27 protein-coding genes are annotated in these 24,724 nt (G+C 38.5%); 2 read left to right on the forward strand and 25 right to left on the reverse strand.

Annotation, left to right across the window (positions count from 1 at the left end; all coding sequences use genetic code 11):
* Window positions 1-270: 270 nt before the first annotated feature.
* The 23 genes from B5Y67_RS25960 to B5Y67_RS16055 form a co-directional block, all read right to left on the reverse strand.
* Entirely contained in the window at window positions 271-729 is a 459-nt protein-coding gene (locus tag B5Y67_RS25960; RefSeq protein WP_242975995.1) for a PDGLE domain-containing protein, read from the reverse strand.
* Window positions 730-746: 17 nt separating this feature from the next.
* Window positions 747-1,355, reverse strand: a complete 609-nt coding sequence (gene cbiM, locus B5Y67_RS25965; RefSeq protein ID WP_242975996.1) for a cobalt transporter CbiM — start codon at window positions 1,353-1,355, stop codon at window positions 747-749.
* A 77-nt stretch (window positions 1,356-1,432) separates the two neighbouring features.
* Window positions 1,433-1,621 carry a CooT family nickel-binding protein gene (locus B5Y67_RS15950; protein ID WP_088227417.1) on the reverse strand — a complete coding sequence of 63 codons (189 nt, stop codon included), beginning with the start codon at window positions 1,619-1,621 and terminating at the stop codon, window positions 1,433-1,435.
* Window positions 1,614-2,045 (reverse strand): DUF3842 family protein, encoded by a 432-nt coding sequence (locus B5Y67_RS15955; RefSeq protein ID WP_088227418.1) that lies wholly within the window; start codon window positions 2,043-2,045, stop codon window positions 1,614-1,616. The genes B5Y67_RS15950 and B5Y67_RS15955 overlap by 8 nt, the downstream gene beginning before the upstream one ends.
* A 268-nt stretch (window positions 2,046-2,313) precedes the next feature.
* Window positions 2,314-3,333: a HoxN/HupN/NixA family nickel/cobalt transporter gene (locus B5Y67_RS15960; protein ID WP_088227419.1), complete on the reverse strand. Its 1,020-nt coding sequence runs from the start codon at window positions 3,331-3,333 to the stop codon at window positions 2,314-2,316.
* 38 nt (window positions 3,334-3,371) lie between these two features.
* Entirely contained in the window at window positions 3,372-3,581 is a 210-nt protein-coding gene (locus B5Y67_RS15965; RefSeq protein WP_088227420.1) for a CooT family nickel-binding protein, read from the reverse strand.
* A 746-nt stretch (window positions 3,582-4,327) separates the two neighbouring features.
* Complete coding sequence (locus tag B5Y67_RS15970) at window positions 4,328-4,771, reverse strand: DUF3795 domain-containing protein (protein WP_088227421.1); 444 nt, start codon at window positions 4,769-4,771, stop codon at window positions 4,328-4,330.
* Between the two features lie 400 nt (window positions 4,772-5,171).
* Window positions 5,172-5,429, reverse strand: coding sequence for a hypothetical protein (locus B5Y67_RS15980; RefSeq protein WP_088227422.1), 258 nt, complete (start codon window positions 5,427-5,429; stop codon window positions 5,172-5,174).
* 12 nt (window positions 5,430-5,441) lie between these two features.
* Entirely contained in the window at window positions 5,442-6,356 is a 915-nt protein-coding gene (locus tag B5Y67_RS15985; RefSeq protein WP_170932713.1) for a zeta toxin family protein, read from the reverse strand.
* An 867-nt stretch (window positions 6,357-7,223) separates the two neighbouring features.
* A complete protein-coding gene (locus tag B5Y67_RS15990) occupies window positions 7,224-8,435 on the reverse strand; it encodes an ammonium transporter (RefSeq protein ID WP_088227424.1) in 1,212 nt (403 codons plus the stop codon).
* A 126-nt stretch (window positions 8,436-8,561) separates the two neighbouring features.
* Window positions 8,562-9,209, reverse strand: coding sequence for a response regulator transcription factor (locus tag B5Y67_RS15995; RefSeq protein WP_088227425.1), 648 nt, complete (start codon window positions 9,207-9,209; stop codon window positions 8,562-8,564).
* A complete protein-coding gene (amt, locus tag B5Y67_RS16000) occupies window positions 9,199-11,130 on the reverse strand; it encodes an ammonium transporter (RefSeq protein ID WP_088227426.1) in 1,932 nt (643 codons plus the stop codon). The genes B5Y67_RS15995 and amt overlap by 11 nt, the downstream gene beginning before the upstream one ends.
* A gap of 859 nt (window positions 11,131-11,989) precedes the next feature.
* Window positions 11,990-12,190 (reverse strand): DUF5808 domain-containing protein, encoded by a 201-nt coding sequence (locus B5Y67_RS16005; RefSeq protein ID WP_088227427.1) that lies wholly within the window; start codon window positions 12,188-12,190, stop codon window positions 11,990-11,992.
* 351 nt (window positions 12,191-12,541) lie between these two features.
* Window positions 12,542-13,153 carry a GNAT family N-acetyltransferase gene (locus B5Y67_RS16010; RefSeq protein ID WP_088227428.1) on the reverse strand — a complete coding sequence of 204 codons (612 nt, stop codon included), beginning with the start codon at window positions 13,151-13,153 and terminating at the stop codon, window positions 12,542-12,544.
* A gap of 86 nt (window positions 13,154-13,239) precedes the next feature.
* Entirely contained in the window at window positions 13,240-13,785 is a 546-nt protein-coding gene (locus tag B5Y67_RS16015) for a GNAT family N-acetyltransferase (protein ID WP_088227429.1), read from the reverse strand.
* 57 nt (window positions 13,786-13,842) lie between these two features.
* Window positions 13,843-14,400 (reverse strand): Ada metal-binding domain-containing protein, encoded by a 558-nt coding sequence (locus B5Y67_RS16020; RefSeq protein WP_088227430.1) that lies wholly within the window; start codon window positions 14,398-14,400, stop codon window positions 13,843-13,845.
* A 17-nt stretch (window positions 14,401-14,417) separates the two neighbouring features.
* The gene (locus B5Y67_RS16025; protein WP_088227431.1) at window positions 14,418-15,071 is read right to left on the reverse strand and encodes a (Fe-S)-binding protein; all 654 of its coding nucleotides are present in this window, start codon (window positions 15,069-15,071) and stop codon (window positions 14,418-14,420) included.
* A 730-nt stretch (window positions 15,072-15,801) separates the two neighbouring features.
* A complete protein-coding gene (locus B5Y67_RS16030) occupies window positions 15,802-16,920 on the reverse strand; it encodes an aldo/keto reductase (RefSeq protein WP_088227432.1) in 1,119 nt (372 codons plus the stop codon).
* 283 nt (window positions 16,921-17,203) lie between these two features.
* Entirely contained in the window at window positions 17,204-17,728 is a 525-nt protein-coding gene (locus B5Y67_RS16035) for a nitroreductase family protein (protein WP_088227433.1), read from the reverse strand.
* A gap of 128 nt (window positions 17,729-17,856) precedes the next feature.
* On the reverse strand, window positions 17,857-18,489 hold the full coding sequence (locus tag B5Y67_RS16040; RefSeq protein ID WP_088188885.1) for a flavodoxin family protein: 633 nt from the start codon (window positions 18,487-18,489) through the stop codon (window positions 17,857-17,859).
* A 58-nt stretch (window positions 18,490-18,547) separates the two neighbouring features.
* On the reverse strand, window positions 18,548-18,733 hold the full coding sequence (locus tag B5Y67_RS16045) for a 2-hydroxymuconate tautomerase (RefSeq protein WP_088227434.1): 186 nt from the start codon (window positions 18,731-18,733) through the stop codon (window positions 18,548-18,550).
* Between the two features lie 448 nt (window positions 18,734-19,181).
* Window positions 19,182-19,547: a DsrE family protein gene (locus B5Y67_RS16050; RefSeq protein ID WP_242975997.1), complete on the reverse strand. Its 366-nt coding sequence runs from the start codon at window positions 19,545-19,547 to the stop codon at window positions 19,182-19,184.
* 76 nt (window positions 19,548-19,623) lie between these two features.
* Window positions 19,624-20,241 (reverse strand): TetR/AcrR family transcriptional regulator, encoded by a 618-nt coding sequence (locus B5Y67_RS16055; RefSeq protein ID WP_242975998.1) that lies wholly within the window; start codon window positions 20,239-20,241, stop codon window positions 19,624-19,626.
* 15 nt (window positions 20,242-20,256) lie between these two features.
* Here B5Y67_RS16055 and B5Y67_RS16060 point away from each other — a divergent pair, with 15 nt between their 5' ends.
* Complete coding sequence (locus tag B5Y67_RS16060; protein ID WP_170932714.1) at window positions 20,257-21,366, forward strand: endospore germination permease; 1,110 nt, start codon at window positions 20,257-20,259, stop codon at window positions 21,364-21,366.
* Window positions 21,367-21,394: 28 nt separating this feature from the next.
* Here the strand turns inward: B5Y67_RS16060 and B5Y67_RS16065 are convergent, their stop codons facing one another.
* Window positions 21,395-21,976 carry an ATP-binding cassette domain-containing protein gene (locus B5Y67_RS16065; protein ID WP_088227436.1) on the reverse strand — a complete coding sequence of 194 codons (582 nt, stop codon included), beginning with the start codon at window positions 21,974-21,976 and terminating at the stop codon, window positions 21,395-21,397.
* 823 nt (window positions 21,977-22,799) lie between these two features.
* Here B5Y67_RS16065 and B5Y67_RS16070 point away from each other — a divergent pair.
* Window positions 22,800-23,492 (forward strand): MgtC/SapB family protein, encoded by a 693-nt coding sequence (locus tag B5Y67_RS16070; protein WP_088227437.1) that lies wholly within the window; start codon window positions 22,800-22,802, stop codon window positions 23,490-23,492.
* Between the two features lie 162 nt (window positions 23,493-23,654).
* On the opposite strand, the gene B5Y67_RS16075 is transcribed toward B5Y67_RS16070, so the two are convergent.
* Complete coding sequence (locus tag B5Y67_RS16075; protein ID WP_088227438.1) at window positions 23,655-24,557, reverse strand: PhzF family isomerase; 903 nt, start codon at window positions 24,555-24,557, stop codon at window positions 23,655-23,657.
* Window positions 24,558-24,724 lie beyond the last annotated feature (167 nt).

Here is a 24,724-nt window from a genome sequence, read left to right on the forward strand (position 1 = left end):
GCTTAGTATTTAAAAGAACCGCCTGCGAACAAAAACTTATACGTTGTCATGTTCGAGCAGGCGGCTTCAAAAAAGGAGGTGTATTACTAGATTCTGCCTAGTGAATCTAATAAGCAAATTAGTTAGGAACCTACGCCAAACTCTTATGAAATCTTTGCTTCTTCGAAAATGACGATAAAAAACCATAAAAATCTGATCAGCTTCATTGCACTGATAAACCTTCATGGTCAATTTATCCTAATTATTCTGTTTCAGTGCTCAAAAGGCGAGTTAGTTTTTCTGGCTTTCATGTTTAAGTACAAGACGTTGAACTATCACTGCAATGAACCCTATAACAAGCAAACCAACAAAAGCTGATAAAAGGTAACCCAGCGCCTGCTGCCAGAATGTTTGGTCGAACCCAGTAATGCCATAGTCTGGTAAAATTGTATGATGCCAAAAATCACTGAATTTCTGTAAACCACTTGGAATGAATCCAAGTTGCGACTGCAAATCTTCGCCTCCCCATTCACCCCATGCAGTTCCTGATGCCAGGAGTCCCAACGGAGTGAGGACAGCCATGACCAATAACCCTATCACAAAATTTCTTATACGGTAGGAAGCATTCATACTCTGTGATTTATTTCTCAGTTCTAACAAAGCCGGACTAGACCGTTGCAAATAAGCAATCACTAAGGCATTAACTACAGCCTCTACAGGACCTGCCACTGTCAAATGAGCAAAGAGCATTGCCGGTAATGCTACATTCAGCCCGTACGGGCTATAGAGTGGGTTCCGTTGGCCGAGTGGAAAAGAAGTGGCTGTAATCCGAACTCCGTTCCTGCAGATACTGCAGCAACTGTAAGCCCGATATAACCGGCTATAGCCGCACCTATCCAACGACGTTTTGATGAAATCTCGCTTTTCCCAGCAATTATGCTAAATATGGCATAACTTACAAAAGGCAGGATAATGCCCATGTTGAAGATATTAGCACCTAATGCCAAGATCCCACCGTCACCGAAAAAGATTGCTTGAATCACTAAAGCAATCGTAACGCCAATTGCGGCTGTCCAAGGCCCAAAGAGGATCGCTAATAACGAACCACCGATCGCGTGAGCTGTTGTACCGTCTGGAATGGGAACATTAAACATCATAATGGTGAAAGAAAATGCGGCACCAATAGACAATAGAGGGATGTTTTTAGCACTGAATGTTTTAGAGGTTTTCTTTGCTGCGGCTGCCAGAACAGATGCACTGATTAAACCGAGTACCGCGTCTGTTTGTGGACTTAAATACCCATCTGGAATATGCATAAATAATTCCTCCTTCGTAAAATAAAAAGACCATGAAAAATTGGGCACGACTTCTGTCATGACAAAACCTTCATGGTCTAATTTTCTGTAATTTACTTATAATGGGGACCATATTGATGAATGCCTAAATTGGAATACTACATTTTTTCAATAACGATTCTATGTTCCACCAAGGTCATCTCCACGATCTTTCCCTTAATGATTTTTCTTTGGCCAAAGATGTCTTCTAACACTAGAGTATCTGCTTCAGGAATAATTTTATCAACGGACTCTAAGATAAGCTCCTCTATGTCGCCATTTCTTATGTAAGCATTTGCTTCACACATTGGACTCAGACCTTTCAGACATTATTTTTTGTAACTGTTTAACCAACATCTCAGCCTGATGAGGGAGTGGTTCTGATTGAGAACCGATCACATTAACCTTAGAACGGTTAAGCGGAAGAAGTAACTTAACTGCTGTACTTGACCCAATTGCGGCAGCAATGTCAGGAGTCAACTCTCCCATCATAGAGTTTGCTATTATAATAGATATTGTACCTACAATGAAATCAACGTTATTTATATTATATTTTATTGCGTTTTCTCCTGTAGCACCTTGGTTTGCGCCGGCTTTAACCATTATCATCGTAGCAACAGAGTTCGTACCTAACCCCAAAATCTCTATTTTCTCCTGGAATGTTTGCCTTATCTTTGCTACTAAAACCTTCCCGATTCCTCCACCTTGCCCATCGATTACAGCTACTTTCATCTATTTATCGTATCCCCTCCAAAAATAAAACCATGAAAATCCGCCCCTTCCTGTAGGCAAGACCTTCATGGTCATGTTCTAAATTATAATTTTCTTTTAAAACGACTAGGATAAGAAATTGGTATCTTCTTGATACCTAATATTTTACTATTTTTATATTCTATATTTCTTTTAAAATTCCTTCTTAAAATTTGGCAAATTAATAAAAATGTACAAACCACAATTTTGTGGAGTTAATAGTCTGGTATTGACTCAAATCAGTGCTATTTTAGGCATTTTCCAACCTTAATACTTTCCATAATAGGAATGAGACTCCCCACGATAATACGAAAAGCCCAACCAGTATATAACCAATCCCGCCAAAATTAAGATTCTGAATCCATCCCCAGATTCCACCAGTAAGTCCTAGTTTCGGAATCATAATTTGGGCTAATTCGATAAATCCAATAAACAAGGCGGCTACAACAGATATACCAGTCACAGATAAATTATAATAAACCTTTCTAAGCGGTGTAGAGAAGGCCCAGTTATAGGCAGTCGTCATAAAAACCCCGTCGGCGGTATCCATTAGGCTCATACCGGCAGCAAATAAAATCGGTAACGATAAAATTGCTGTAAACGGCATTGCTTGACTAGCAGCATTAGCAGAAATAGCCAGTAAAGCTACTTCCGATGCTGTATCAAATCCTAAACCAAAGAGAAATCCAAGCGGATATACATGCCAACTTTTACTAATAAACCGGTACAGGGGTCCAAAAAACCGAGATATAAAGCCACGGTTTAAAAGGAGTTGCTCTAAATTCCCTTCATCCATTTCCCCTCTATGCATTTTTATGAACAATCGGTAAATATCAAACCAAATATATAGGTTAAATAGTCCAATCAGGAGAAGGAACCCTCCTGAGACTGCTGTTCCAATTAGGCCGCCTATGGTTTGAAGCTGTGGGATATTGTCCTTGGCCCAAGCCATTGAAAAAGCCGTCACCAAAGCCATTATAAAAACGACTGAAGAGTGACCGATCGAGAAAAAGAATCCTACCCCCGTTGGTTCTTGTTTCTGTTGCATCATTTTTCGCACTGTATTATCAATAGCTGCTATATGGTCAGCATCAAAAGCATGACGTAATCCTAATGTATAAGCTAACAAGGCAATTCCCATCAATTGCGGATATTCTCTTACTGCCGGGAATAAAAGAGCCAGGCCTAATAGGTGTATTCCTAGGACAGCCCCACCATATCGAAGCCATTTTGGACGGTTAATGACAGTTGTTGCAGTTGTATTTTCCATATACTTACTCCCCCTCAAGCCTTTAGACCATTTTTATACTATTTAACCGCGACCGTCTGTAATTTCTCCAAAATAATTCGGTGGTTAAGGAGATTCATATCCTTAATTTTTGCGTTAATAAATTTTTGCTTGCCAAAGATATCGACTAACCGTAGCCCTTCTTCAAAAGGTTCAATTATGTCTACCTGTTCAAAAAACAATTCTTCTTGGTCGTCCCCTGTTCTGATATAGACATTAGCTTCGCACATCTTTTTCCCTCCACACGCAAAAAGGCCATGAAAAATCGTTCTGAGTTTCTACTCAGTTCAACCTCCATGGTCTCATGTTTTTTTAAATTCATTTTCCCGAGAATCCAGAATCCACTTCGTATTCTCTATATCCAAATATTCGACATTAATTTTAAATTACCTTCTCAAAAACAAACAATTTTTACTACTTTTCATATACACAGCTTTAGATTGTTCTTCTCATCTCAAGACCTCCGAATAAGAAACATATCGAACTTAATGTCTTGGCAATCGAAGCAATAAACAAAACCGTACGTTTTCTAAAATGATCTGCAATCTAACTACTTGGAATATTAAGCAGCACTAAGGTCAAAAAGTATACTGCATTACCTGAGCCAACCAGTGCTGCACTATAAATAAGATGCAACAAATAAATAAACCAAAGAAAATTATCAACAATTAAAGATTGAAATAATCCGTATACATAAATTCGAAGCCACATATCCCGTCATCCTCTCTAAACTTTGACAGGCAGTGCGGCCGCTTCAAATGATGCAACGCTGCCAGCAATCTAGAATAATTACACCAGTTTGCGGGCTTTGACTTCTATGAGAATCATAATGAATGTCCTACCTTTCTATAAAGACTCAAAATGTCACCAAGCAAATAATCTCGCTGTCCACTATCGACACTCGTACCTACCTTCGGACGGAGCCTTCTTTTCGAAATCGTGGGGACTTGATGGCATCACTCTGAAACATGAAATACTAATATCTTGGCATTTTGTTTTGTTCAATAAAAAAATTCTCTACTCCAATTTCTTTCATTCTGTTATTTCTTTCAATCCAACGTTCTCTGAGCTTGCCCTGGAATTGCTTATCACAAGGGAATTCGTCACATTCAAAACAAAAATCAATGCTACGTTCCACACGACAGATTTTTGCCTGACAATCTAACGGGCATTTTACATTATCACTTCTGCAACCACCACAAGTCCCCTCTGCAAAATGGCTGAGAATCTTAATAAATTCAGGATATCCATTAAAAATAGGTTCGTTTTCTGCTTTCATCTTCGCTAGTCTTTCGTACCCATTCAATAGCTCGGAAAATTTTGAACTCAGATTCCTTATCTCACCATTCTCGTAATCTGCACATCTTGAACAGTCTAATCCACATACAGATAATTTTTGAATGACTTCACTTTTCTCCATTTTAACACCTCTCTTCACAAAAAAGACCCACCACAGCACTTCCAGCAGGGTCCTAGGGAAAACACTATATCACTTCAAATAATTAGAGCATGTGATTGTAATATGTATAACTCCAAATATAACGCACGGAATTAGGGCGACATAGTTTTTCACCCAAAGCCCAACAAATAAGAAATTCAAATGCGGCATGGCCGCAATTACTATGATCAGTAGCCATTGAGACACTACACCTTTATAGTAGAAAATTCATGAAAGTATGATGAACGGAGAAAATAAGTTCTCCAGTCTTTTCTTCATTCCCAACTCTGTTTTTTGTCATATTAACCATCTACACTCTACGTTTATTTAGTCTAAAAAAACTACTGACATATAGTCAATAGTCTTTTTATAAATTAGCATATTAATCTGCCCATTTAAGGAGCTGCCCATATTGCTTTTTGATTTTAACTTTTTCTTCTATCGAAACAGGATGCAAAGGCATGTTATTAATTTCGTTAATTTCTTGGAGATAAATACTCTTAATTGACCGGTTAATCCTAGCTTGGTGGCGAATCATTATTATATTATCTTTTTTAATTCCTGAATGATTTAAAGTATTTATCCTTCTTTTGTTTCTTTTAGACCGCATCTTCTCTTGAGAACGATTTCGAGTTATCATTCTATCACTCCTTTAATCGAAAATATTCAAAGCATCTTCACCAAATTTATCAATTACTTTTGGTTTCTCACCTTTATTTACATCTGTAGATATTTTTAGATAAGTTTTGAAATTATTATCCTTTCTCAATCTATAATATGTAAGAACTGGATCATTGCTATAACTATCAAAGACTAATGATAAAGGAACATATCTACCTGTTTCAATAAAACGATTAAGCGCACGTAAAGTAGCTTTTCTCCTATCAAGACTTACTAAAACTAAATGAATTTCATAGCCATCACCCATAATTTTTTCTGTAAATTTCCGTATTGAATCTACGTCGTGACCAATTTTTGGAATAATCATGTTATATCCAATTGAAACACAAATTTTATACAACTCTGTAAATTGGTCATTTACCCTCATGTCCCCAAAAATAATAGCAGAAGATTCCTCGTGTACAAGTGATGCTCCATTATCCAGGTAAAATTCAGGCAATTTTCTTTTAGCATAATCAGAGTCAAGTATAATTGCACCGATATTATCAGCTATTGTATTAGAAATAAACGATTTGCCAGAAGCAGGTGCCCCAATTATTATATATGCTTTATTTTCTGATTTAACATTTCCATTTAAAGGCAAAGCGCCGCCATTACCCAGCCTAATATCATCGTCATTTTTGCAACGTGGCAAGGTTAATAATTCATTTATAATTTGTTCCCTAAGTTCCTTTCTATCGCTTTCATCTCTGTAACTATGATCTCTGTAAGAGTCGTACATCAAAGTGGAACGCTTATTTGTTTTATCCAATTTTATTTCTGCGGATACAATATTATTAACAATATCAGAGAATTGGGGATCACGTCTATTTAAATTCAATACATTTATTAAAAAGTTCTCTGTTAATAGGTTGTCAAAGAGAGGTCTCGCATAATTACTTGACAATCCTAACCCTCCCAGAAATATTTTTAGTATATCATACATTTCCATTATTTTCTATTTTTATAATCCGAGATTTTATGAAATTACAGAAATACTATTCCATACGCAATTATCAAAAGCTAGTTTTCTAGTATATTATTTAATATTCCACATTCTTCCTAGGTTTCCTCCTAAATTTGCAAAATTAATATTCTCTATTAACAACGAACTATCAATTCTCACAGAGGCGTACCATGTTGAAGATGACTGCTTATCATATTATTTTCGCCTTTCTCCGTCCGCACTGTGTAAGGAAGTTTCCCCTCACACTGCATTGGATCGTAATCATGAACAAAAAAGCCAGACCGACTAAACGATCTCGCTAAACTACGAGCCCCGCGGATATAGGATAAATTACCACCCTAATCTCCACAAATTACATAAAACGACCTTTTCACAGTCTCAAGCCCCCCTTGACACTATGACCACATTTTTCCGTGTTCTATCTCTAAATACATTATTTTCAATACGACTATGTTATTTTATGGGTACATTTAATTAACAATTCCTTAAACCTTTTAACCATTCCATATTTTTAAACGAAAAAAGGGGATGCATTTTTCAAACAATTCGGGTGCAAAACAGAAAAATCACCTCCCAAAGTGATGCTTAAACTACCCATAAACGCCGTAAAGCCCAGCATTGCTGGACTTCATATGTTCAAAAATTTGTATCAATTATTGAGTACTTATTTGTCTAATGACTCAATCTTTGATACAAATTAACGATGCACCTCCGCTTTTCGTCGTATTAATATTTCTAGTTGTCACTAATAGTAAAAAAAATCAGCCAAGAGCATTAAGCCCTGGTTGATTTTTTTGAAGTATATCGTTACAAATAAGCTGTTTCGCCGTGCAGAGTGACATCCAGTCCTTTTATTTCCACTTCCTTAGGCACACGCACAGATTCAAAGACATTTATAATTTTTAAGATAAGATAAGTTACACCAAAAGCATAAAGAGCCGTGAAGGCAACCCCAAGTAATTGAATTATAAATTGGTGCAGATTTCCTTGAACTAGACCGCTCGTATGATTTACGCTGGATATAGCAAATACGCCAACTAAAATAGATCCAAGAATACCGCCGACTCCATGCACTCCCCATACATCAAGAGCATCATCCCAATCAAGTTTTATGCGTATTTGAACCGCTGCATAACAAACGCCCGCAGCCAGTAACCCGATGATAGCAGCTCCCCAAGGCCGGACATAGCCTGCAGCAGGCGTGATAGTTGCTAAGCCGGCAACTGCACCAGTAAGAACACCTAACATGGTCGGTTTTTTCTCGTGAATCCAAGAAATGACAAGCCAGGCGATCATCGCTAGTGAACCTGCAATATCGGTATTGACGCATGCTGTTGCAGCAACGCCATTTGCAGCTAACGCACTGCCGCCATTAAACCCAAACCAACCGAACCATAAAAGTCCTGTCCCCAAAGCAACAAAGGCTATGTTATGCGGCGCAGTGCTCTCTCCTGGTTGCAAAACTCGTTTTCCAACAAAAAACACTGAGGCCAAAGCAGCAATTCCGGCAGTAACATGAACAACAATACCGCCTGCAAAATCAACAAGCCCCATTTGAGCCAGAAAGCCTCCTCCCCAGACCCAATGAGCTACGGGTATATAGACAAAAATACTCCATAATACTAAAAACTTAAGATAACTTTTAAAACTTATCCTATCGGCAAAGGCTCCAGTAATTAAAGCTGGTGTAATTACGGCAAACATCTCTTGATAAAAGAAAAATACTAGGAAAGGTATGGTTGGCCCATATGCCGGGTTTGGGGTCATGCCCACTCCGCTCAAACCAAAATATTGTAAATTACCTATAATACCATGAAAATCTTTACCAAAGGCTAGACTAAATCCCCCCAGGACCCAAATAGCCGTCACGATTCCCATAGAAACAAAGTTCTGAATCATGATTGTCAATACGTTCTTCTTTCGTACCAGGCCACCGTAAAAAAATGCTAAACCCGGGGTCATAAGACATACCAAAGCGGCACTTATTAAAACAAACGCCGTATCCCCTGTATTAATCATCATAATCCTCCCATTTATTAATTTTTAAAGTCAAATAAATCTTAAACTAAAACGGAGGATTAATTAATACAGGATTTACTGTATTATACGGCAATTTTCACTGTATTTAATTTTCACTCAATGAAATTATAGCTCAATGATATGATTTCGAACTGCATATAAAACTAAATCCGCCAGGCTTTTAAATTCCAGTTTATGCATGATATTAGACCTATGAGTTTCTACGGTTTTCAAACTCAAATTTAACATGTTGGCTATTTGTTTGTTACTGTTTCCTTCCGCAAGAAGTTGGATTATTTCTCTTTCTCTTGAAGAAATAAGTTCATCTGGCTCCCCTTTTTTAAGATTAAAATTCTTCACAAAGCCGGCAACGACTGTGGAAGTGATATCTGTTGAAAGATATATTCCACCTGATTGTACTATTCTAATAGCCTTTAATAATTCTTCGAGGGCATTATCCTTTAAAACATAGCCACTAACCTGAGACTGATAGGCCCGAGCTACAAATTCTTCATTTTTATGCATAGTTAAGATTATTATTTTTATTTCCGGGCAATCTCTTTTAATTCGTTCAGCCACTTCCAAACCATTAAGCCGGGGAAGGGAAATATCAAGAATAGCGATATCCGGCTTTAAGCGTAGAATTTCATGTAGTGCCATCTGCCCATCAGGGGCCTCACCAATTATTTCTATATCATTTTCTTGCTGGAGTAAAATAAGTAATGATTCTCGGAGTATTTTATGATCATCTGCTAAAAATACTTTAATATTCAAATGGCACCTCCATCATCAATGAAGTTCCTTGGTCCTCTGCCGTTATAATCTGAAGCCTCCCGCCCAGCATTTGTAATCTTTCCTGAATCGAATTCAATCCCAAACCAGTATGCACTCCATCAGCTTCAAAACCTACTCCATTATCGCTGACTTGAAACAAGTACAAATTCTTTTTAAGCTCTACAAAATTAACCTTTACCATGGTTGCGTGAGCATGTTTTAAGATATTTGTTAAACATTCCTGAATTACTCGATAAATATTCAAGATCGCAGCATCCTCCCAAGACGGCATTTCCGATAATAAATTGAATTCTGATTTGATCCCTGTAGTCTTTTCAAAGTTCTTTATTAATACTTCAATTGCAGTATTAAGACCCTTTTCACTTAAAAAAGCTGGCTTTAAATTAAATAGCACAGCCCTAATATCCTCAATAGTCTGGGTTGCAAGGCTAACAGTTCCTTCAACCTGATTACTTAATCCATTATCTTTGTACTCTGTTTTAACCCTATTGGCAATCATACCTAATTGCAATTTTAAAGCTGCCAAGGATTGGCCAACCCCATCATGAATATCTCTAGCCAACTTAATCCGTTCATGTTCCTGCGTTTCCACCAAAAGTTTAGCCTGTTTCTGCAATAATTGATTTTGAGCATGAATTTTAAGGTTGAGATCTTGTGTTAAATTTTCATAATGTGTCATCTTCAAATAGTCTTGCCATGAATAAATATCAGCAAATTCAACAATGTTTAACCCTTTGTCTTCTTCTTCTTCGGTTACCCTCAAGCCAAGTGTTTTTTTAATTGTATAAAACAATAACAGTCCTAAACCAAAAGCCCAGACAAAATTAAGTATCACCCCTGATACCTGAACTAGTATCTTAACTATACGTGTTTGGCCTCCAAGAAATTCTGCGGGAGTAAATAAAGCTAATAATATGGTCCCAGCAGCACCTCCAAAACCGTGAATAGGTACTGCACCCACAGCATCATCTAATCCTAGTTTTTCTAGCAATAAGCTAGCTAAAACAACGACCGCCCCTGCGATAAACCCTACCATAACCGCTTGAAAAGGATAAAGATAATTAGACCCAGCCGTTATCGCCACTAATCCACCCAAGGCGCCAGAGAAAACAGCTTCCATATAACTATGATCTTTTATAAAGATACTGGTTGTCAATACAGCGCCAGCAACACCTGCTGCTGCCGAAAAATTAGTATTTAAGAGGATTAGCCCAACTCGATCATTAAATTCCAAAAGGCTTCCTCCATTAAACCCAAACCAACTAAACCATAAAATAAATGTTCCTAGTACAGCAAAAGGTATATTTGATCTTCCTAATTTCTTAATTTTCCCATGAGCATCCCATTTGTCCTTACGCGGTCCCACAATAATGATTCCTGCTAAAGAGACCCAGCCCGCAGTGCAATGTACGACTGTAGCTCCAGCAAAGTCCATAAATCCCATCTGTTTCAGCCAGGCTGACTGATTGGTATACAAGTCTGCCCACACCCAATGCCCATATAAAGGATAAATTAATCCTGCCAGAAAAACGTCGGCAATTAATAGAGGTAAAAGTCGGGTTCTCTCTGTCATACTCCCGGATACAATAGTTACCGCTGTTCCAGCAAACATTAATTCAAAAAACACAAAAACAAAGCCCAGAGAATTATGCGCTTGAAATAGGTTATTGAGAAACCAGAAATTGCTGCCAAAGAACGCCCAATGACTGTTTCCGAACATAAGTGCAAATCCTATAAAGCAATAAACTAAAGTTGTAATGACAAATGTAATGATATTTTCAATGGCTACGCTAATTACATTTTTTGATTGAATGAAGCCAACTTCATAACAGACAAACCCCGCTTGCATAAAGAAAACAAAACATGCACTGACAATAATCCATAAATGATTAATACTCATGTCTTATATTTCACTCCAACATAAACATTAAAAATTCACAAAAAGGTTATCCATGTAATGGAATGGAATGGATTAGTAAGATTACATTTCGCTTTATAATTAGCTTATCAGGAAGCATTTCACTAAACATCCGAAATCATTATAGTCCTTTATCATCTCCAGCAATTTAATAAATATCCAAAACTATCTTTACAAACGACTTAATGCCTAACTGTATAATATTAGCCCTCTCTAGCATTTTCATCCCATGACGTTTAGAAAATCCACAGTCAGATCATCAAATTGATCTGGCTGTGGATTTATTATATTCACTGGTCCTTTCAAGACTAGTATTAAAACATAATCTAAATTATCATTGCTATTTCCATTAACATCAAGCCTTAAGGCACCATTGACCCTATGCCGCATTATTGAGCGTTTTTAGGCCTGTTTACCTTAAATTTGTTAAGAAAATATTTGGACATATTTTCATTTAATTCCGTATATTCTCAGGCTATACAACCAGCACCACAGGCGTCTTTATAGTTCTGATTCTTTGACAAGTCACGGTCTCAACGTGCCTCGGGTTGCCAAAATGTCGGCTTTGAAAACACATAACTTCTTATAATGACGGTTTATTGTTTTGTCCCAAACTGTTCCATTAATACATCTTGTTGTGGTCAAACTTCTCCAGCCAAATCTCTTTAAGTATTCCGAAATCTTCGCCCGTGCCGCATCTGTGATGCCTCAATTACCTGCAATAAAAATGCAAAAAGAGCGCCAAAAAACGCTCTGTAAAATTTACCTCGCACGGTTTCCATCACACAAATTTCTGACCACGCAAGACTTGGTACTTCTCGCCTCTTATCTTGTTAACTATTCAGTGAAAATACCTAAAAAGAACAAGACCAAAAGGCACCAAAATAAAAACCCACGAAATTGGGTTTGCCCAGTTTAATGTCCAACCGATTCCGAGGGCTTTAGGAACAAAAATATTGGAATCCTCTTTGTTATAGTAAATGACACCATGTTCTTTTCTATACTCTTCAATTTCTTTATTTGTCCATTTTCTCCCAGCCATCTTTAAATCCCCTTTAATTAGCATCTCAAATCATAATACTACAAAAGTCCCCACCAGCATACGTCCAAAACGATCGTGGCGCAACACTCCCCATCTGACGCATCCCTTCAGCTTCCCTGTTCGGTGAGCGTCTTTGGCTAGGTAAGGACATCCCACAGGATTAGTTGTTGTTTTTTTCCCTCCAGCTCGATGGGCTACTTCCGGTGCCAGCACCTCCACTTCGACTCACAGCTAGCCTTTATTCGATGCGGCTTCTTGAACTTGGCAAGGGGGGCAAGTGGCGTGGGGTGGTAGTTTGATATCGGTTGAGGTCGGAATGAATAAAAAATATCTTGAGTTTGGAGGCCGTCATTAATCATTTATTCCCCTGTTAGCGTGGACCGTGTAATATCTCATTATGGGTTTTGATTTGGACCTTCTTTCTACTTCAACAAAACCAGCTTTTTCAAAAGCAGAAGGAATGCCTGTCCACTCAAAGGCATCTGGAACTTGGTCTCCGTATGGTACAACTGGATAGCCTTCGATTATCTTAACATTGTTAAGCTCGCAGTATTTTATAACCCCGTTTAATAATTCAGTAGATATACCTTTTCTCCTTAAGTATTTTGCAATAAAGAAACAGGTTACAGACCAAACTAGTTCATTATCAATTCTTTTTAAAACTCGTGAATTTTCGAGTCTTGAATATTCTTCCCTCGGCGCAACTGCACACCATCCAATTGGTTCATTATTCATATATGCCAAAACGCCTGTTTTCCTATTCTGTTCAACCAGTGTTTTCATAGCCATTCTATTTTGATTACCTTTTTGACGCTCAAAGTCAGATCTTTTTAAACGCCATGACATGCACCAACAGCCACCACATGCTCCTCGTTCTCCAAATAGGATCTCAAAATCGTTCCAACGAGTAGAATCTAAAGGGTAAATCTCTAAGTCCAACTCTTTGTTTGAATAGAGAAGCATAATAAGTCCTTTCCTTTGCTACCTGCCGTTTGAAGATTGATATATAACAACGTGTTTAAGGGCAAAACTTGATCCAAAAAGCAGGATTAAGTGGTTCTCAACACCGTGATAAATCCCTCAAGTATTTGGTGACTAATACTAAAACCCTTACTCAAATAGAATTTTAACGCATTATTGTTCCCATTTGACACAAAGATAAACACATCATTTATTGACTTAAATGAATTTAACCAATCCATGGACCTTTCAAAAAGAACGCTACCGATGCCAGCATTTCGATAAGCGTCTTTAATAAAAAACTGGGACAAACAGCCCACATCAGCATTTTTAACCGAATCAAAATCAAAGAAAGAGTCACATTGCAAAGTTGCAAAGCCACCCGAATATATCTTTTTGGGCGAGATATTGCTGTAAGCATATCCAACAATATCGTTATTCTCTTTAGCTATAACTATATAATTAGCCTTTGCACTCTTTACGGATGGAATTACCCTACTCTCAAAGCACATGTTATCAAAAAACTCAGGGTGAATTTGTGCTTTAGATTTTTGATAAGCCATTAAATCATTGCATAAATCCTTAATACAAATTGTATTATCTTCGGTAATTACTTCATAACGGATACTACTCATTAAATATTCCTTTCAATAACAAAAATTATGAAACCCGGTTATGCTCTCCAAAATCATTTAAATTCTTTCTCTTAATTCTTTTGGAGTCAATCCAATCTGCTCCTTGAAGCATTTATAAAAGTTAGACAAACTTATAAAGCCAGTCAAGTGGGCAATCTCAAGAATATTTAAATCTTGTTGGCCTAATAATTCAATAGCTTTGTCAACTCTTAATTTAGTTATATATTGGGTGGGAGTTATACCATATTGTCCTTTAAAGAGTCTAGCAAAGTGGTTTGAACTAATACCAAGTTGTTTTGAAAAATGATTCAAGTTTATTTCTTTACTAAAATTATTATTAAAAAACTCCGTAGCTTCTTTTACCAATTCTAAATCCGGCATAACTATTTTGTCCGGACAGCACCTTTTACAAGGGCGAAATCCTGCCTCTATGGCAATTGTCGCATTCTTAAAGAAAACTACATTTGTTCTTACGGGTATTTTTGATTTACATGAAGGCCGGCAAAAGATTTCCGTTGTCGTTACCCCATACAAAAATATATCATCATAGTTTTTATCACAGTTCACAACTGCTCGCCATTTTTCATCATCCGATATTTGTATAACCTTGGTCATCAGGGGTTCTCCTTAGATTAATGTGTATCTATAAATTTTTGCAATTGATTATGCCATGCATCAGGCTCACATATCCCAATCCTCGTGGTCTCTCCAAACAAAAGATCAATAATGTAACGTGGCTTTTTACCGCCAATGTGCATTGATTTAATGCAGGAAACACAATAAACTACGACATTGTCACAGGGCATTTCATCAGCGCGTCTTTTCATCTGCTCCTTGACTTGTTCAACTGACAATACCCCGTAAAAACTGTCACCGCAACAAACCGCTTTAGTGCAAGTGTTTCTGGACTCAATAACTTTAATATTCATTTTCTGAAGGAGTTTTCTAATTGCCAAATGTACCCTTTCCTCAGTACGTGTTGGACAGGCATCATGTATGGACATTTTTATGCCACTATAATCAGGGAAAGGAAAAGTATTACTTTCGGCCAATATTTCCCATAGAGATACGGTTGATATCCCCTCATCAAGTTCTCTATATCGCCTATCGCAACCAGCACACGTATTAATTACCTGTGTACCATTTTCGAGATTATGTTTATGTCTGCAGCAAATTGTGTGTTCGGCAATATTGCCTAATCCTTCATTTAAAACCTTAAGTATTTTTTGGGCAAGTTCTGGCTTATAAATTAATAGGGCGCAACCGGGTGCATAGACTTGCTTCATTTTATAATTCCTCCATAAGTATAATCTCTATGGAGATATTCTACGACAATTGCTCTCGGAAATCTTCCTAAATTTGAACAAGTAATTTTGAACCCCGCCGCGAATTCCTCGTATCAGGCTTTCGCCACCCGCCTGGTAGGTCGGAGGAATTTCACCTCTAGTTCCTGCCAGTACTTCCTCCTGTCTGTGTTCGGAAATCCTTATGACTATTATACGCCTTCAGCCAATGCTCAAGTTGCCTTCGGGAGAAGCCCTGAGGGACCGTCTGTTTTGTATCTGATGAGCCACTTCCTGAATGCCTCGTCAGATACGCCTGCCTCCTTATATGCTGACGTAAATCCTATTTTCCCCGAGAGATACAATTCTACGATTCGTATCATTTCTTTCTACTGGTATTTTTCTCTGCTGTGACATAATTACCCCCAGACTGAACAGTTTTTTTTCACTGTTGTCTGGGGGTAGCATACCACTTCTATATTCTCACGATAACGCATTAAATATCTCAATCGTATTATAGGTATAGGATCTAACAAACTTACAATGTAGTAACACCAACGTGGGTTGACTTGTACAAAGTCTTAATATGTCTCGGCATAAACAAAAAGCCAGATCTCAAACATCCGGCTGAAAACTACTGATGGTTTATTTCATTCATAATAAACTATTGTACAAATCACTATATATTTGTTAAAAAAACATAAATCTGCTGCTGGCAACAGTCATGCCATTCTTATTTTTCCAGTTCCTCAGCTATCGTTCTTAAGTTTTCAATAATACCAATATGCTGAGGACAGACCCGCTCGCAGTTTCCGCAGGCAACACAGTCCGAGGCTTTACCGTTAAACCTGGTTTCAAGTCCATAGCGGCTCTTCGCACTGGCCAAATCATTATAAACCAACTTGCGGTTATATGTTGCAAATACATTGGGAATAAGTATACCCTGCGGACAGCCCTTTACACAGTATTGACAGGCCGTACAGGGAATACTGGGAATTTCACTGATCGCTTTCCGCGCCTTCTCAATTACAGCAAGCTCGTCTTGATCAAGCGGTTTAAACTTTTCCATAAAAGATACGTTGTCACGCACCTGGTCTATTGTCGACATTCCACTCAGCACCGTGATGATATTATCCAAAGAGGCCGCATATCGTATAGCCCATGATGCCAGCGAAACACTTGGATTGGCTTCTTCAAATATTTTTCGGACGCTTGTAGCAGGGTTCGCCAAAAGGCCGCCCTTAACCGGTTCCATCACGACGATCGGCTTGTGATGCTTGAGGGCCACTTCATAGCATTTTCGAGCCTGAATGGTGGGGCTCTCCCAGTCATCGTAATTCAGCTGGAATTGGACAAACTCCATCTCAGGATGCTCGGTCAAAATTTTATCCAGCGCGTCCGCATTGTCATGGATTGAAAACCCGATATGTCGCACTAGTCCTTTTGCTTTAAGTTCATGTACATAATCCCACATCCCAAAATCATCAAAGCTTTGAGTGCGGCTGTCTCCCAGATTATGCAGCAAATAGAAATCGATATATCCCGCCCCAGTGCGCTTTAATGAAGTCCAGATCATATTCTCGGCTTCTTCTTTCGTTTTCACAATCCAAACGGGGCACTTTGTCGCAATTTGAAAGCTCTCGCGTGGATAACGGTCAACGATTGCGGCCTTCATCGCCTCTTCAGATTTTCCGCCATTATAGGCCCAGGAGGAATCAAAATAGCTGAAACCTTTGGACATAAACAGATCGACCATTTCCTTTGTCTGCTCGATATCAATTTTTTCACCGATCATCGGAAGCCGCATAAACCCAAAACCAAGTTTCGGGATGTTTTCACCTAAATATAACATACGATACCATCCTCCAGTACTTAACATCTCTGACTACAGATTTATACTATTTACCAAACACATTATATTGGTAAGATTATTTTAAAACTTCGAGTATACTCTATGTCAACAACAAATTGATGATCAAAAGTGTAAAATGAAAGACAAAGGCATCAGAATTTCAATGTTCCTCTACCTTTGTCTATATCTAAGAAGTGAGCAGCAAGCACAAAAGACAGCGGTGGCCTTAACGGTTATCAGCCTTGCACCGCCCTTGGCACATGCTGTGTTGAGCTTCTTCCTATTATGAAAATGTATTGTAGAATACGGTTTCTTCAATCGGTTTTCTATGGCAATGTAACTGTTCGTTTGGAGCCGCATCCTCTGCCGGGTAACCTAGCGGCAACAGGGCAACCGGGACATAATGTTCCGGTAGTGAAAATTCTTGTCTGACAGTGGCTGGATTAAAATGTGCAACCCAAGTGCTCCCCAGCCCAAGTTCGGCTATTTGCAGCATCAGATGTGTTGCGACAATACTAGCGTCGGCTTCTCCGGTATTATAGTTGTCATAGTTGCGTTTAGCGGAGGCAGTCTCATCATAACAGACAAGCAAAGCCATGGGAGCATTAAAGTGGCAAGGTGTACATCTCTTTAATTTTTCCAATGCCTCGCTGCTTTCGATGACAAGGATACGCTGCGGCTGAAAATTTGCGGCAGTCGGTGCAAGCTGGCCTGCTCTGAGTACAAGATCAACCTTTTCTTTTTCCACCGGTCTTGAACTGAATTTACGAAGGGAGTACCGGTCTTCTGCAAGTTTTACAAAGTTCATTTTAATCTCTCCAGCTTTCTCAATTCAAATTCATTTCATTATTCGGGCCAATTTCAGCAAATTCGAGGAAATATATCTTCTAATTAAGTTTTGCTAACTTGAATTTATAAGCTTGCCTACTAGGCTGTTCATTGGCGATTTTTCAAAATCGATCCTAATATTTTGCCAATTCTTTCGGCATGGTATTTTTCTGTTGCATGTTCTTGGAAATCCTGAGGAATCTGTTCAGGTTCTATCTTATCGAGAAAACCATGTTTTCTAACAACATAACCAACTCCACATTCATGACCGTAACCACAGGTATAACATTGGGAATATCCATGTCCCTCCATAGAGTCGACTATGGCCATTTTATTTCTTAACATAAAATCTTCTATTTCCGGCCGTACAAAATCATTGTTTTCGTATTCCACACTAACAATGACTCCCAGCTTACCTGCCAAGCTAAAAACTTCTCTATGCCTGAAACTAAAGGTCCTCTCCCAACACGCATGTCCTAATGCGTTCATCCTTCCGAAATAATTGGGCGCTCCGAAAACAATTGCATCTGCTTCAAGCATCTTTTCTCCTATAGCATTCCAATCATCCTGCACTTTACATTTGTTATCAGAAGCACAGAGCGTGCAGCCAATACAACCATTGATTCGTTTTCCTGCAAGCGAAATATACTCGTTTTCTGGCCCTGCAGCTTCTAAAATCGCTTTTACAATCTTACTTGTCACACCGTCTTTTCTACCGCTTGCACTAATCCCTAAAATCATATTAATACCCCTTTCTAAATTGCCAAGGGCAACTATGTTAAAGGCCTATGGAAATACTCTATGATTCGGAGACTAGTTTGCCTGCTTTAGCCAGATCGGTTTTCTGAATGTCGTTAAATATTACGGACACAGCTTCTGGCTGGCTGTTTGTAATCTTAACGAAAGCTTCTGTGATAGCTTTAGCAAGTGCTGCTTTTTGTTCAACCGTTCTTCCCGCCAGCATCTGAACATTGACGAAGGGCATACTTTTCACTTCCTCTTCTCGTTTACTGATTCTTCCAGCAAGATGTTTGTTCTCACCCGCTGTGAACATTTCTTTCGCGTTAAAATTTAATCATTTAGGACTTCAAAATAGAGATCTCTAGTTTTATACAATTTGATGAAACTGAACTTCTTCTTGATCATCAAATAAGAAAAACTTCCATGCTCATCATGTTTTATAGAGAATCCTTTTTTCTATACTCGTCACGCATGCAATATACGATCACTGGTTTAGCACGGTGAAACTGAACGCATTCGTAACATTTCCCATGCCTTTCGCAGTTGGTTTTTGGGCAAGGACAATTCGTCGCTTCTTGGGAGCTTTTTATCATGATAATTCCTCTTTCTTTTAACAACTGTTATTTTCTCAAAAATCGTCATTCAAGTTCATTTACGACCTCGTTCTTGTTCTTTTTCGGAAAACAGGCTTTTTAAAAAGTAATCAGTTTGGCGTCCCGTTTCAATATGTTAGTAAGCGGTTGCCCCATATATTTTACTTCAATACCCAGTTTCTCTAAAGTATTGGTAATCCCGTAACTGTCTGTACAAGCCTTGCATGCAACCACTTCTACACCAGCTTCGATCATCTTGGCCATATAAGCCTGAAGCTCTTGGTCTTCAGATAAAAGTTTGCTTGAAGGACCCCAAACTATCAAACAGACATCTTCCCACCATCCTTTAGTTTTTGCATTAAATGTATACATAAATACCATTTTCAATGCAACTTCACGGTCCGCACTGGTCCAGAGCACAACCAGCTCGTTTGCTTCCTGTGGATTTACTGTTAAATTCTCCACGATAAATTACTCCTTTCTTTCTCGTAATCACCGAATGTCCTTAGATACTCACTAACTCGCCAGATGACAATATCTTTCATACAGCAGAGTGATCTTGTACAAAAGAATTAACCAAATACCTAACCAAATCGGTCACGTCAATTAGAACTTTGATATCCTGTTGGCTTTTCATCATAAGAATTCCGCCTTCGAGCATAGCTACAATCCCATGTGCCAACTTGTCAATCCCTTCGGGCTCTGATTGAGACGATCCTTTAAGCATTCCTGCCAGCACCGGTTTCAATTTATCCACCCAAGTATCGAAAACTGCTTTTATTTTTAGACGGAACCTTTCATCATGTTCACTCATTTCAATAGCAAGGTTGCCGAACACACATCCGCATTTAGCCTGGTTAGATATATGATTCTGAACCACCCATTCCAGCATCTCATCGAACTTAATGTTCGGATCTTTTTCAGAGCCTAGGATGTCTTCCAACAGTCGTCGATTCCAATTATCAAAAAAATAATCAATAACTGCCAGACCAAACTCATGTTTAGAGGAAAAATAGTGGTAAAACTGACCTTTGCCAATCTGGGCTGCCTCTAGAATATCGCTGAGTTTAGTGTTTTCATACCCTTTTGAGTGCATTAGAGCTGCCGTTGCTTCAACTATCTCTTGACGTTTATCTATTTCATATAGTATGATGATCAAGGAAAAAAGATGACCATGGAAAGAATCTCAACACATCAATTTCTGTCTTTAGGTTCAGCTGTACTTATGGGAGGAAGTTTTATCCTCATAGGAAATTTTGTTACAGTAGCAAGTGGACGGGACGGCTGGATGGCTGTTTTACCGGCATTTGTAACGGCGATTCCTTACGGTCTAATGGTATTTTCACTTTCGTCACAATATCCGAACGTAAATATGTTGCAGATTTCAGAAAATCTCTTTGGAAAATGGATAGGGAAAATTATAGGAATACTATATATTTTGATCTCGGGTTACTATAGCGGCTTAGCGTTGGGTGCGATAGGGCTCACCTATGAGCAATCAATTATGCCGTTAACGCCTCGTTGGGTGTTCAATCTAGGTGGTCTTCTTATCGCACTCTACTTATTAAACTCTGGAATTGAAACGTTTGCCCGTTTTTGCGAGGTTATCTTCCCTATCATTGCAATCTCACAGATTCTGAATTTTTGTCTTGGCATACCAAAGATTGAACAAGGAGAACTTTTGCCTCTTTTAAGCGAAGGATTAAAACCTCTTTTTTTCGGGGCTCTTAGAGTAATCCAATTTCCAATGGAATATATCCTCTTTATATCGGGACTGCTTACCTTTCTACCAAACGGTAAGCAAGAGCTTGCCCAATTGAAAACCGGGGTTTGGCGCGCTGCTTTCCTGGTTGGAAGTTTAGAAACTTTGGTCGTGTTGATCCAAATTCTTGTCTTTGGGCCAGAAGAAACTAATCGTTTAGCATTTGGCATCCTTTCACTCGGAAAAATAGTGGAATTAAGTCGGACGATTTCTGGAGTTGAGTCTCTATTTATGGGGGTCTGGCTTGGAGCCTTGATTATAAAATGTTGTGCTTTTATCTTTATGACAACTTGGGGCATCGAAACCGTGTTTAACTTAAAGGGGTTGAAATGGAGACTTACAGTAAGTGCTATTTCTTTGGGAATCGCTTTATGGTTTACTGAAGGAACTGTTTTAACTAGAGAACTCTTTTTTGTAGAAAATTATCTAATGTTTCCTTTTGCGTTCGTTTGGATACCTATCCTTTGGGGAGTCTCGCTATGGAAGGAGAGGTCCGATGTTAAACGAAAAAGGATAGGATAAATATTTAATTGCTATCCTGGATTTTCCATTAAACCACGTAGTCAATTCCCATTAATGCTACCCTGGATTTTTCTCCCATACTCAACTGCCCTATCTTCTTAAAAACATCATTTTTCTTAAAGAGAAAGCAGGCGAGAAGGGTCCTTATATCTTCTGTCGATTTATTTGCTGTCCCAACATTATCAAGGATAGTTTCATCAGCGTTAAGTTCCTCAAACTCTTGTGAAAAGTATCCAATTTTAAGGGCCGAATCTAAGGATAAGTAACCTTGAAAACATTGGTCAATACCGCAAATTAGTTTTAAGAGCGTTGTTTTGCCTGCTCCGTTATCACCTAACAGGGCTCTGCCAATCGCAAAAGACTGGTCTTTTAACACGACATGATCTCCGTAGGCCTTGGATATTTGGTTTCCCCGTATAATAACAGGGGAAAGTTTATTAATCTGACCATGAGATTTATTAACAAAGTCAAAAGCCGGCAGTGGAACTTGTAACGGCTTTTCTATTCTATTGCTTAATAAACGCGCAAGTTCTTTCTCTTTGGCTTTTAGGGCGCTGGCTTGCGTTCTGGCGGCATTTTTATAATCGGAACTTTTTTGGGCGCTTGCCAACCAATTTTCTCACCATTACTGATTCCACCGCTGATGTTGGAAAGCACCATCTTGTCATGATAGCTCTTGTACAATCCCTCAAATATTAAATTCATTAGCCCTAACTCCTTTTCTAACAATCTACGGAGGAGGGCATAAAAAAAGACGACAGAGAATATCTTCGCCTTTAGTCCTGAATTTGTTGATTAGATCTCAGAGTATAAGATAAACATTCAGCAATAAAGATGCGCCTCCTCCTGAATTTCAAAATTAAGTTTGTGTTGATTCCAGAGAAATTCAGTTTTACCCATCTTTTTGTACCTCCTGTTCTAAATGATATACTATATAATACCAGATTTAACTTAGTATAGCAAATAGTGTAAAGCCACCTATTTTGTTCCCCATTATTTTTACAAACCATAGATACCCGTCAGTTCCTCTACAAATCCCAACCGGCCAGAGGCTGGAGTAGGTATATTAAATTCAATATAGTAATTCTCCCTATTAATTTCCTGAGCTCAGGTGAAGGGGGTATTGATTACATGATCGACCAGGTCTAAGAAACCATCTGATTAATCCGCTTCATTCGAGTTTCGATTTTTTTAGCGCAGCCGTTCAAACTCTTTGATTATATAAAGTATCACGCTTTGATAAATTACAAAATAGGAACCAAACAGCAAGCCAACTCCGATTAACTGCTGTAAAGTCATTTTCTATGCGATTACCTAATTTTTTTGTTTTGTCTTATTGTTAATCTTCGATGAGTTCTACTTGATTCTCTGTTTAAAGTTATTAGTTTTAGTTAACCTATACTATATCCTGTTTATAAAAAGGTGGTAATACCGTGATCCCTGAAATAGACATCATTCTCAGGCTAGTAACGGCAGTTGTTTTGGGTGGTGTTGTTGGTTTCGAACGACAAAAGCGACATAAATCAGCTGGCCTCAGAACACACATTTTGGTATCGTTGGGCGCTTGCCTTACAATGATCGTCTCTATAAATGTTTCTTTGAGTTTATTTTTCACTTATAAATTAACTAATACTGACGCTGAAAGAATTGCTGCTCAGGTAGTTAGTGGCATTGGTTTTCTTGGGGCAGGCACTATATTAGCAAATAGGAAGGGACTTATTGTTGGATTGACGACGGCAGCAAGTCTTTGGGTAGTAGCTGCAATAGGATTGGCAACAGGTGCTGGTTTTTGGATATCTGCTATCGTAACAACTTCCTTAGTCTATCTCACTTTAACTGTGATGTCTCGTTTAGAAACACATCTTAAATGTTCTACAACTGCATGTCAGTATGATTTTATAATTACAACGATTGCTTTGCCGGGGCAAATTGGTAAGATTGGCGAATATTTTGGAAATGCTGGCATTAATATCCGAGAGTTACATACAGAGATAGTATCTGAGGATGAGGATAATAGGTACTTAGATATCTTTGTTAGTGTTGAGGCACCAAACAATATAACTGCCCCTCAAATTATTTCCGGACTTTTAACTGTCGAAGGAATCGTAGGCGTAAAGAAAGACTAGCATATTTATAAATTCCCTATAATCTTTGGCTCTTTTTGGCGGTCAAGGATTTAACCTAACTAATATTGGTCTTTGATTCGCTGCCGTTATGTCAGCGATTAAATCTTCTTGAGCTTAGCGGAGCGCAGGTGGCGAGGGGGGATAGCTTGATTAAATGATGGTTTAAATTCTCACTTCGGTCTTAAACACAATAACAGCTTTTCCTCCAACTTTGACTTGTTCCGGTTTTCCGTTATTCAATTTAACAGTCACCTCAACAACGCCGCTCCGGCCTATTGCTTCTCCTTGTTCAGCTTTGAAGGAAAAGACAGAATCATTATGTTTTACTAAACCATGTTCCACTAAATATGCGCCAAGAGGGCCATTGGCATTTCCTGTCACTGGGTCTTCATTAATACCTATAGCTGGTGCAAACATTCTTCCGTGTGTTAAAATTTCCTTTTCTGTTGAATCCATTGTAAAAACAAAATATCCATTGCATTTGATTAATTTACTGATGTCGGCTAATGCAAGCATGTTTGGTGCCAAGGAATTCAACTTATCTCTAGTATTGATTCCGATAATAACCTTGGAATGTCCAGTAGATACAATTTGAATTGGACATCTCATATCTAATTCTTTCTCAAGAATACCCAAAGCCTTAAGTATTAGTCCTCTTTCTTGCATACCGAGTATCGGAGAAAATTCGACATTTCCTTGAGTCATTACTACAGAGTAGTCATTTCCATCTTTATTTATTTCAACTGGTAAAATTCCGATTTTAATTTTATGTATCACGGTAGTAGAATCCAGTTTATATTCTAGAGCCCTAATGTAATGTGCTGCGATAGTGGCATGCCCACAAACCGGAACTTCAGCTTTTGGAGTAAAATATCTAAGCCTCACATCATGATCATCACTATCGGGCGACAAAATAAATGCTGTTTCTGAATTGTTCAGTTCTCTGGCGATTTGCAACATTTCTTTCTCGGAAAGCCCGTCTGCATTTAAGACAACACCGGCCGGATTACCTTTGAATCTTTCAGTAGTAAACGAATCAACCTGATAAATTTTCACAGCTTTCAACTGGTTTTCTCCTCCTCCTACGTACTCCGTTTAGGTATTGCTACGATAGCAATGCATCTTGCCTTCCACACGCTCTCCGACTACAAGAGCCAGCATCGCTGAACCCATGTCTAACACTCCCCATTCGACCAGCATGTTCTGAAACTATAACTTTTGCAAATACTTTG

The sequence above is a fragment of the Desulfosporosinus sp. FKB genome, assembly GCF_002196705.1.
Taxonomy (GTDB): domain Bacteria; phylum Bacillota; class Desulfitobacteriia; order Desulfitobacteriales; family Desulfitobacteriaceae; genus Desulfosporosinus.

What these genes read in the sequence shown, in the direction of transcription:
- B5Y67_RS25960 (WP_242975995.1), bottom strand. Translation starts at nt 729, where the DNA reads ATGCTCTTTGCTCATTTGACAGTGGCAGGTCCTGTAGAGGCTGTAGTT.
- cbiM (WP_242975996.1), bottom strand. Translation starts at nt 1,355, where the DNA reads ATGACAGAAGTCGTGCCCAATTTTTCATGGTCTTTTTATTTTACGAAG.
- B5Y67_RS15950 (WP_088227417.1), bottom strand. Translation starts at nt 1,621, where the DNA reads ATGTGTGAAGCAAATGCTTACATAAGAAATGGCGACATAGAGGAGCTT.
- B5Y67_RS15955 (WP_088227418.1), bottom strand. Translation starts at nt 2,045, where the DNA reads ATGAAAGTAGCTGTAATCGATGGGCAAGGTGGAGGAATCGGGAAGGTT.
- B5Y67_RS15960 (WP_088227419.1), bottom strand. Translation starts at nt 3,333, where the DNA reads ATGGAAAATACAACTGCAACAACTGTCATTAACCGTCCAAAATGGCTT.
- B5Y67_RS15965 (WP_088227420.1), bottom strand. Translation starts at nt 3,581, where the DNA reads ATGTGCGAAGCTAATGTCTATATCAGAACAGGGGACGACCAAGAAGAA.
- B5Y67_RS15970 (WP_088227421.1), bottom strand. Translation starts at nt 4,771, where the DNA reads ATGGAGAAAAGTGAAGTCATTCAAAAATTATCTGTATGTGGATTAGAC.
- B5Y67_RS15980 (WP_088227422.1), bottom strand. Translation starts at nt 5,429, where the DNA reads ATGATAACTCGAAATCGTTCTCAAGAGAAGATGCGGTCTAAAAGAAAC.
- B5Y67_RS15990 (WP_088227424.1), bottom strand. Translation starts at nt 8,435, where the DNA reads ATGATTAATACAGGGGATACGGCGTTTGTTTTAATAAGTGCCGCTTTG.
- amt (WP_088227426.1), bottom strand. Translation starts at nt 11,130, where the DNA reads ATGAGTATTAATCATTTATGGATTATTGTCAGTGCATGTTTTGTTTTC.
- B5Y67_RS16005 (WP_088227427.1), bottom strand. Translation starts at nt 12,190, where the DNA reads ATGGCTGGGAGAAAATGGACAAATAAAGAAATTGAAGAGTATAGAAAA.
- B5Y67_RS16010 (WP_088227428.1), bottom strand. Translation starts at nt 13,153, where the DNA reads ATGCTTCTCTATTCAAACAAAGAGTTGGACTTAGAGATTTACCCTTTA.
- B5Y67_RS16015 (WP_088227429.1), bottom strand. Translation starts at nt 13,785, where the DNA reads ATGAGTAGTATCCGTTATGAAGTAATTACCGAAGATAATACAATTTGT.
- B5Y67_RS16020 (WP_088227430.1), bottom strand. Translation starts at nt 14,400, where the DNA reads ATGACCAAGGTTATACAAATATCGGATGATGAAAAATGGCGAGCAGTT.
- B5Y67_RS16025 (WP_088227431.1), bottom strand. Translation starts at nt 15,071, where the DNA reads ATGAAGCAAGTCTATGCACCCGGTTGCGCCCTATTAATTTATAAGCCA.
- B5Y67_RS16030 (WP_088227432.1), bottom strand. Translation starts at nt 16,920, where the DNA reads ATGTTATATTTAGGTGAAAACATCCCGAAACTTGGTTTTGGGTTTATG.
- B5Y67_RS16035 (WP_088227433.1), bottom strand. Translation starts at nt 17,728, where the DNA reads ATGAACTTTGTAAAACTTGCAGAAGACCGGTACTCCCTTCGTAAATTC.
- B5Y67_RS16040 (WP_088188885.1), bottom strand. Translation starts at nt 18,489, where the DNA reads ATGATTTTAGGGATTAGTGCAAGCGGTAGAAAAGACGGTGTGACAAGT.
- B5Y67_RS16045 (WP_088227434.1), bottom strand. Translation starts at nt 18,733, where the DNA reads ATGCCCTTCGTCAATGTTCAGATGCTGGCGGGAAGAACGGTTGAACAA.
- B5Y67_RS16060 (WP_170932714.1), top strand. Translation starts at nt 20,257, where the DNA reads ATGGAAAGAATCTCAACACATCAATTTCTGTCTTTAGGTTCAGCTGTA.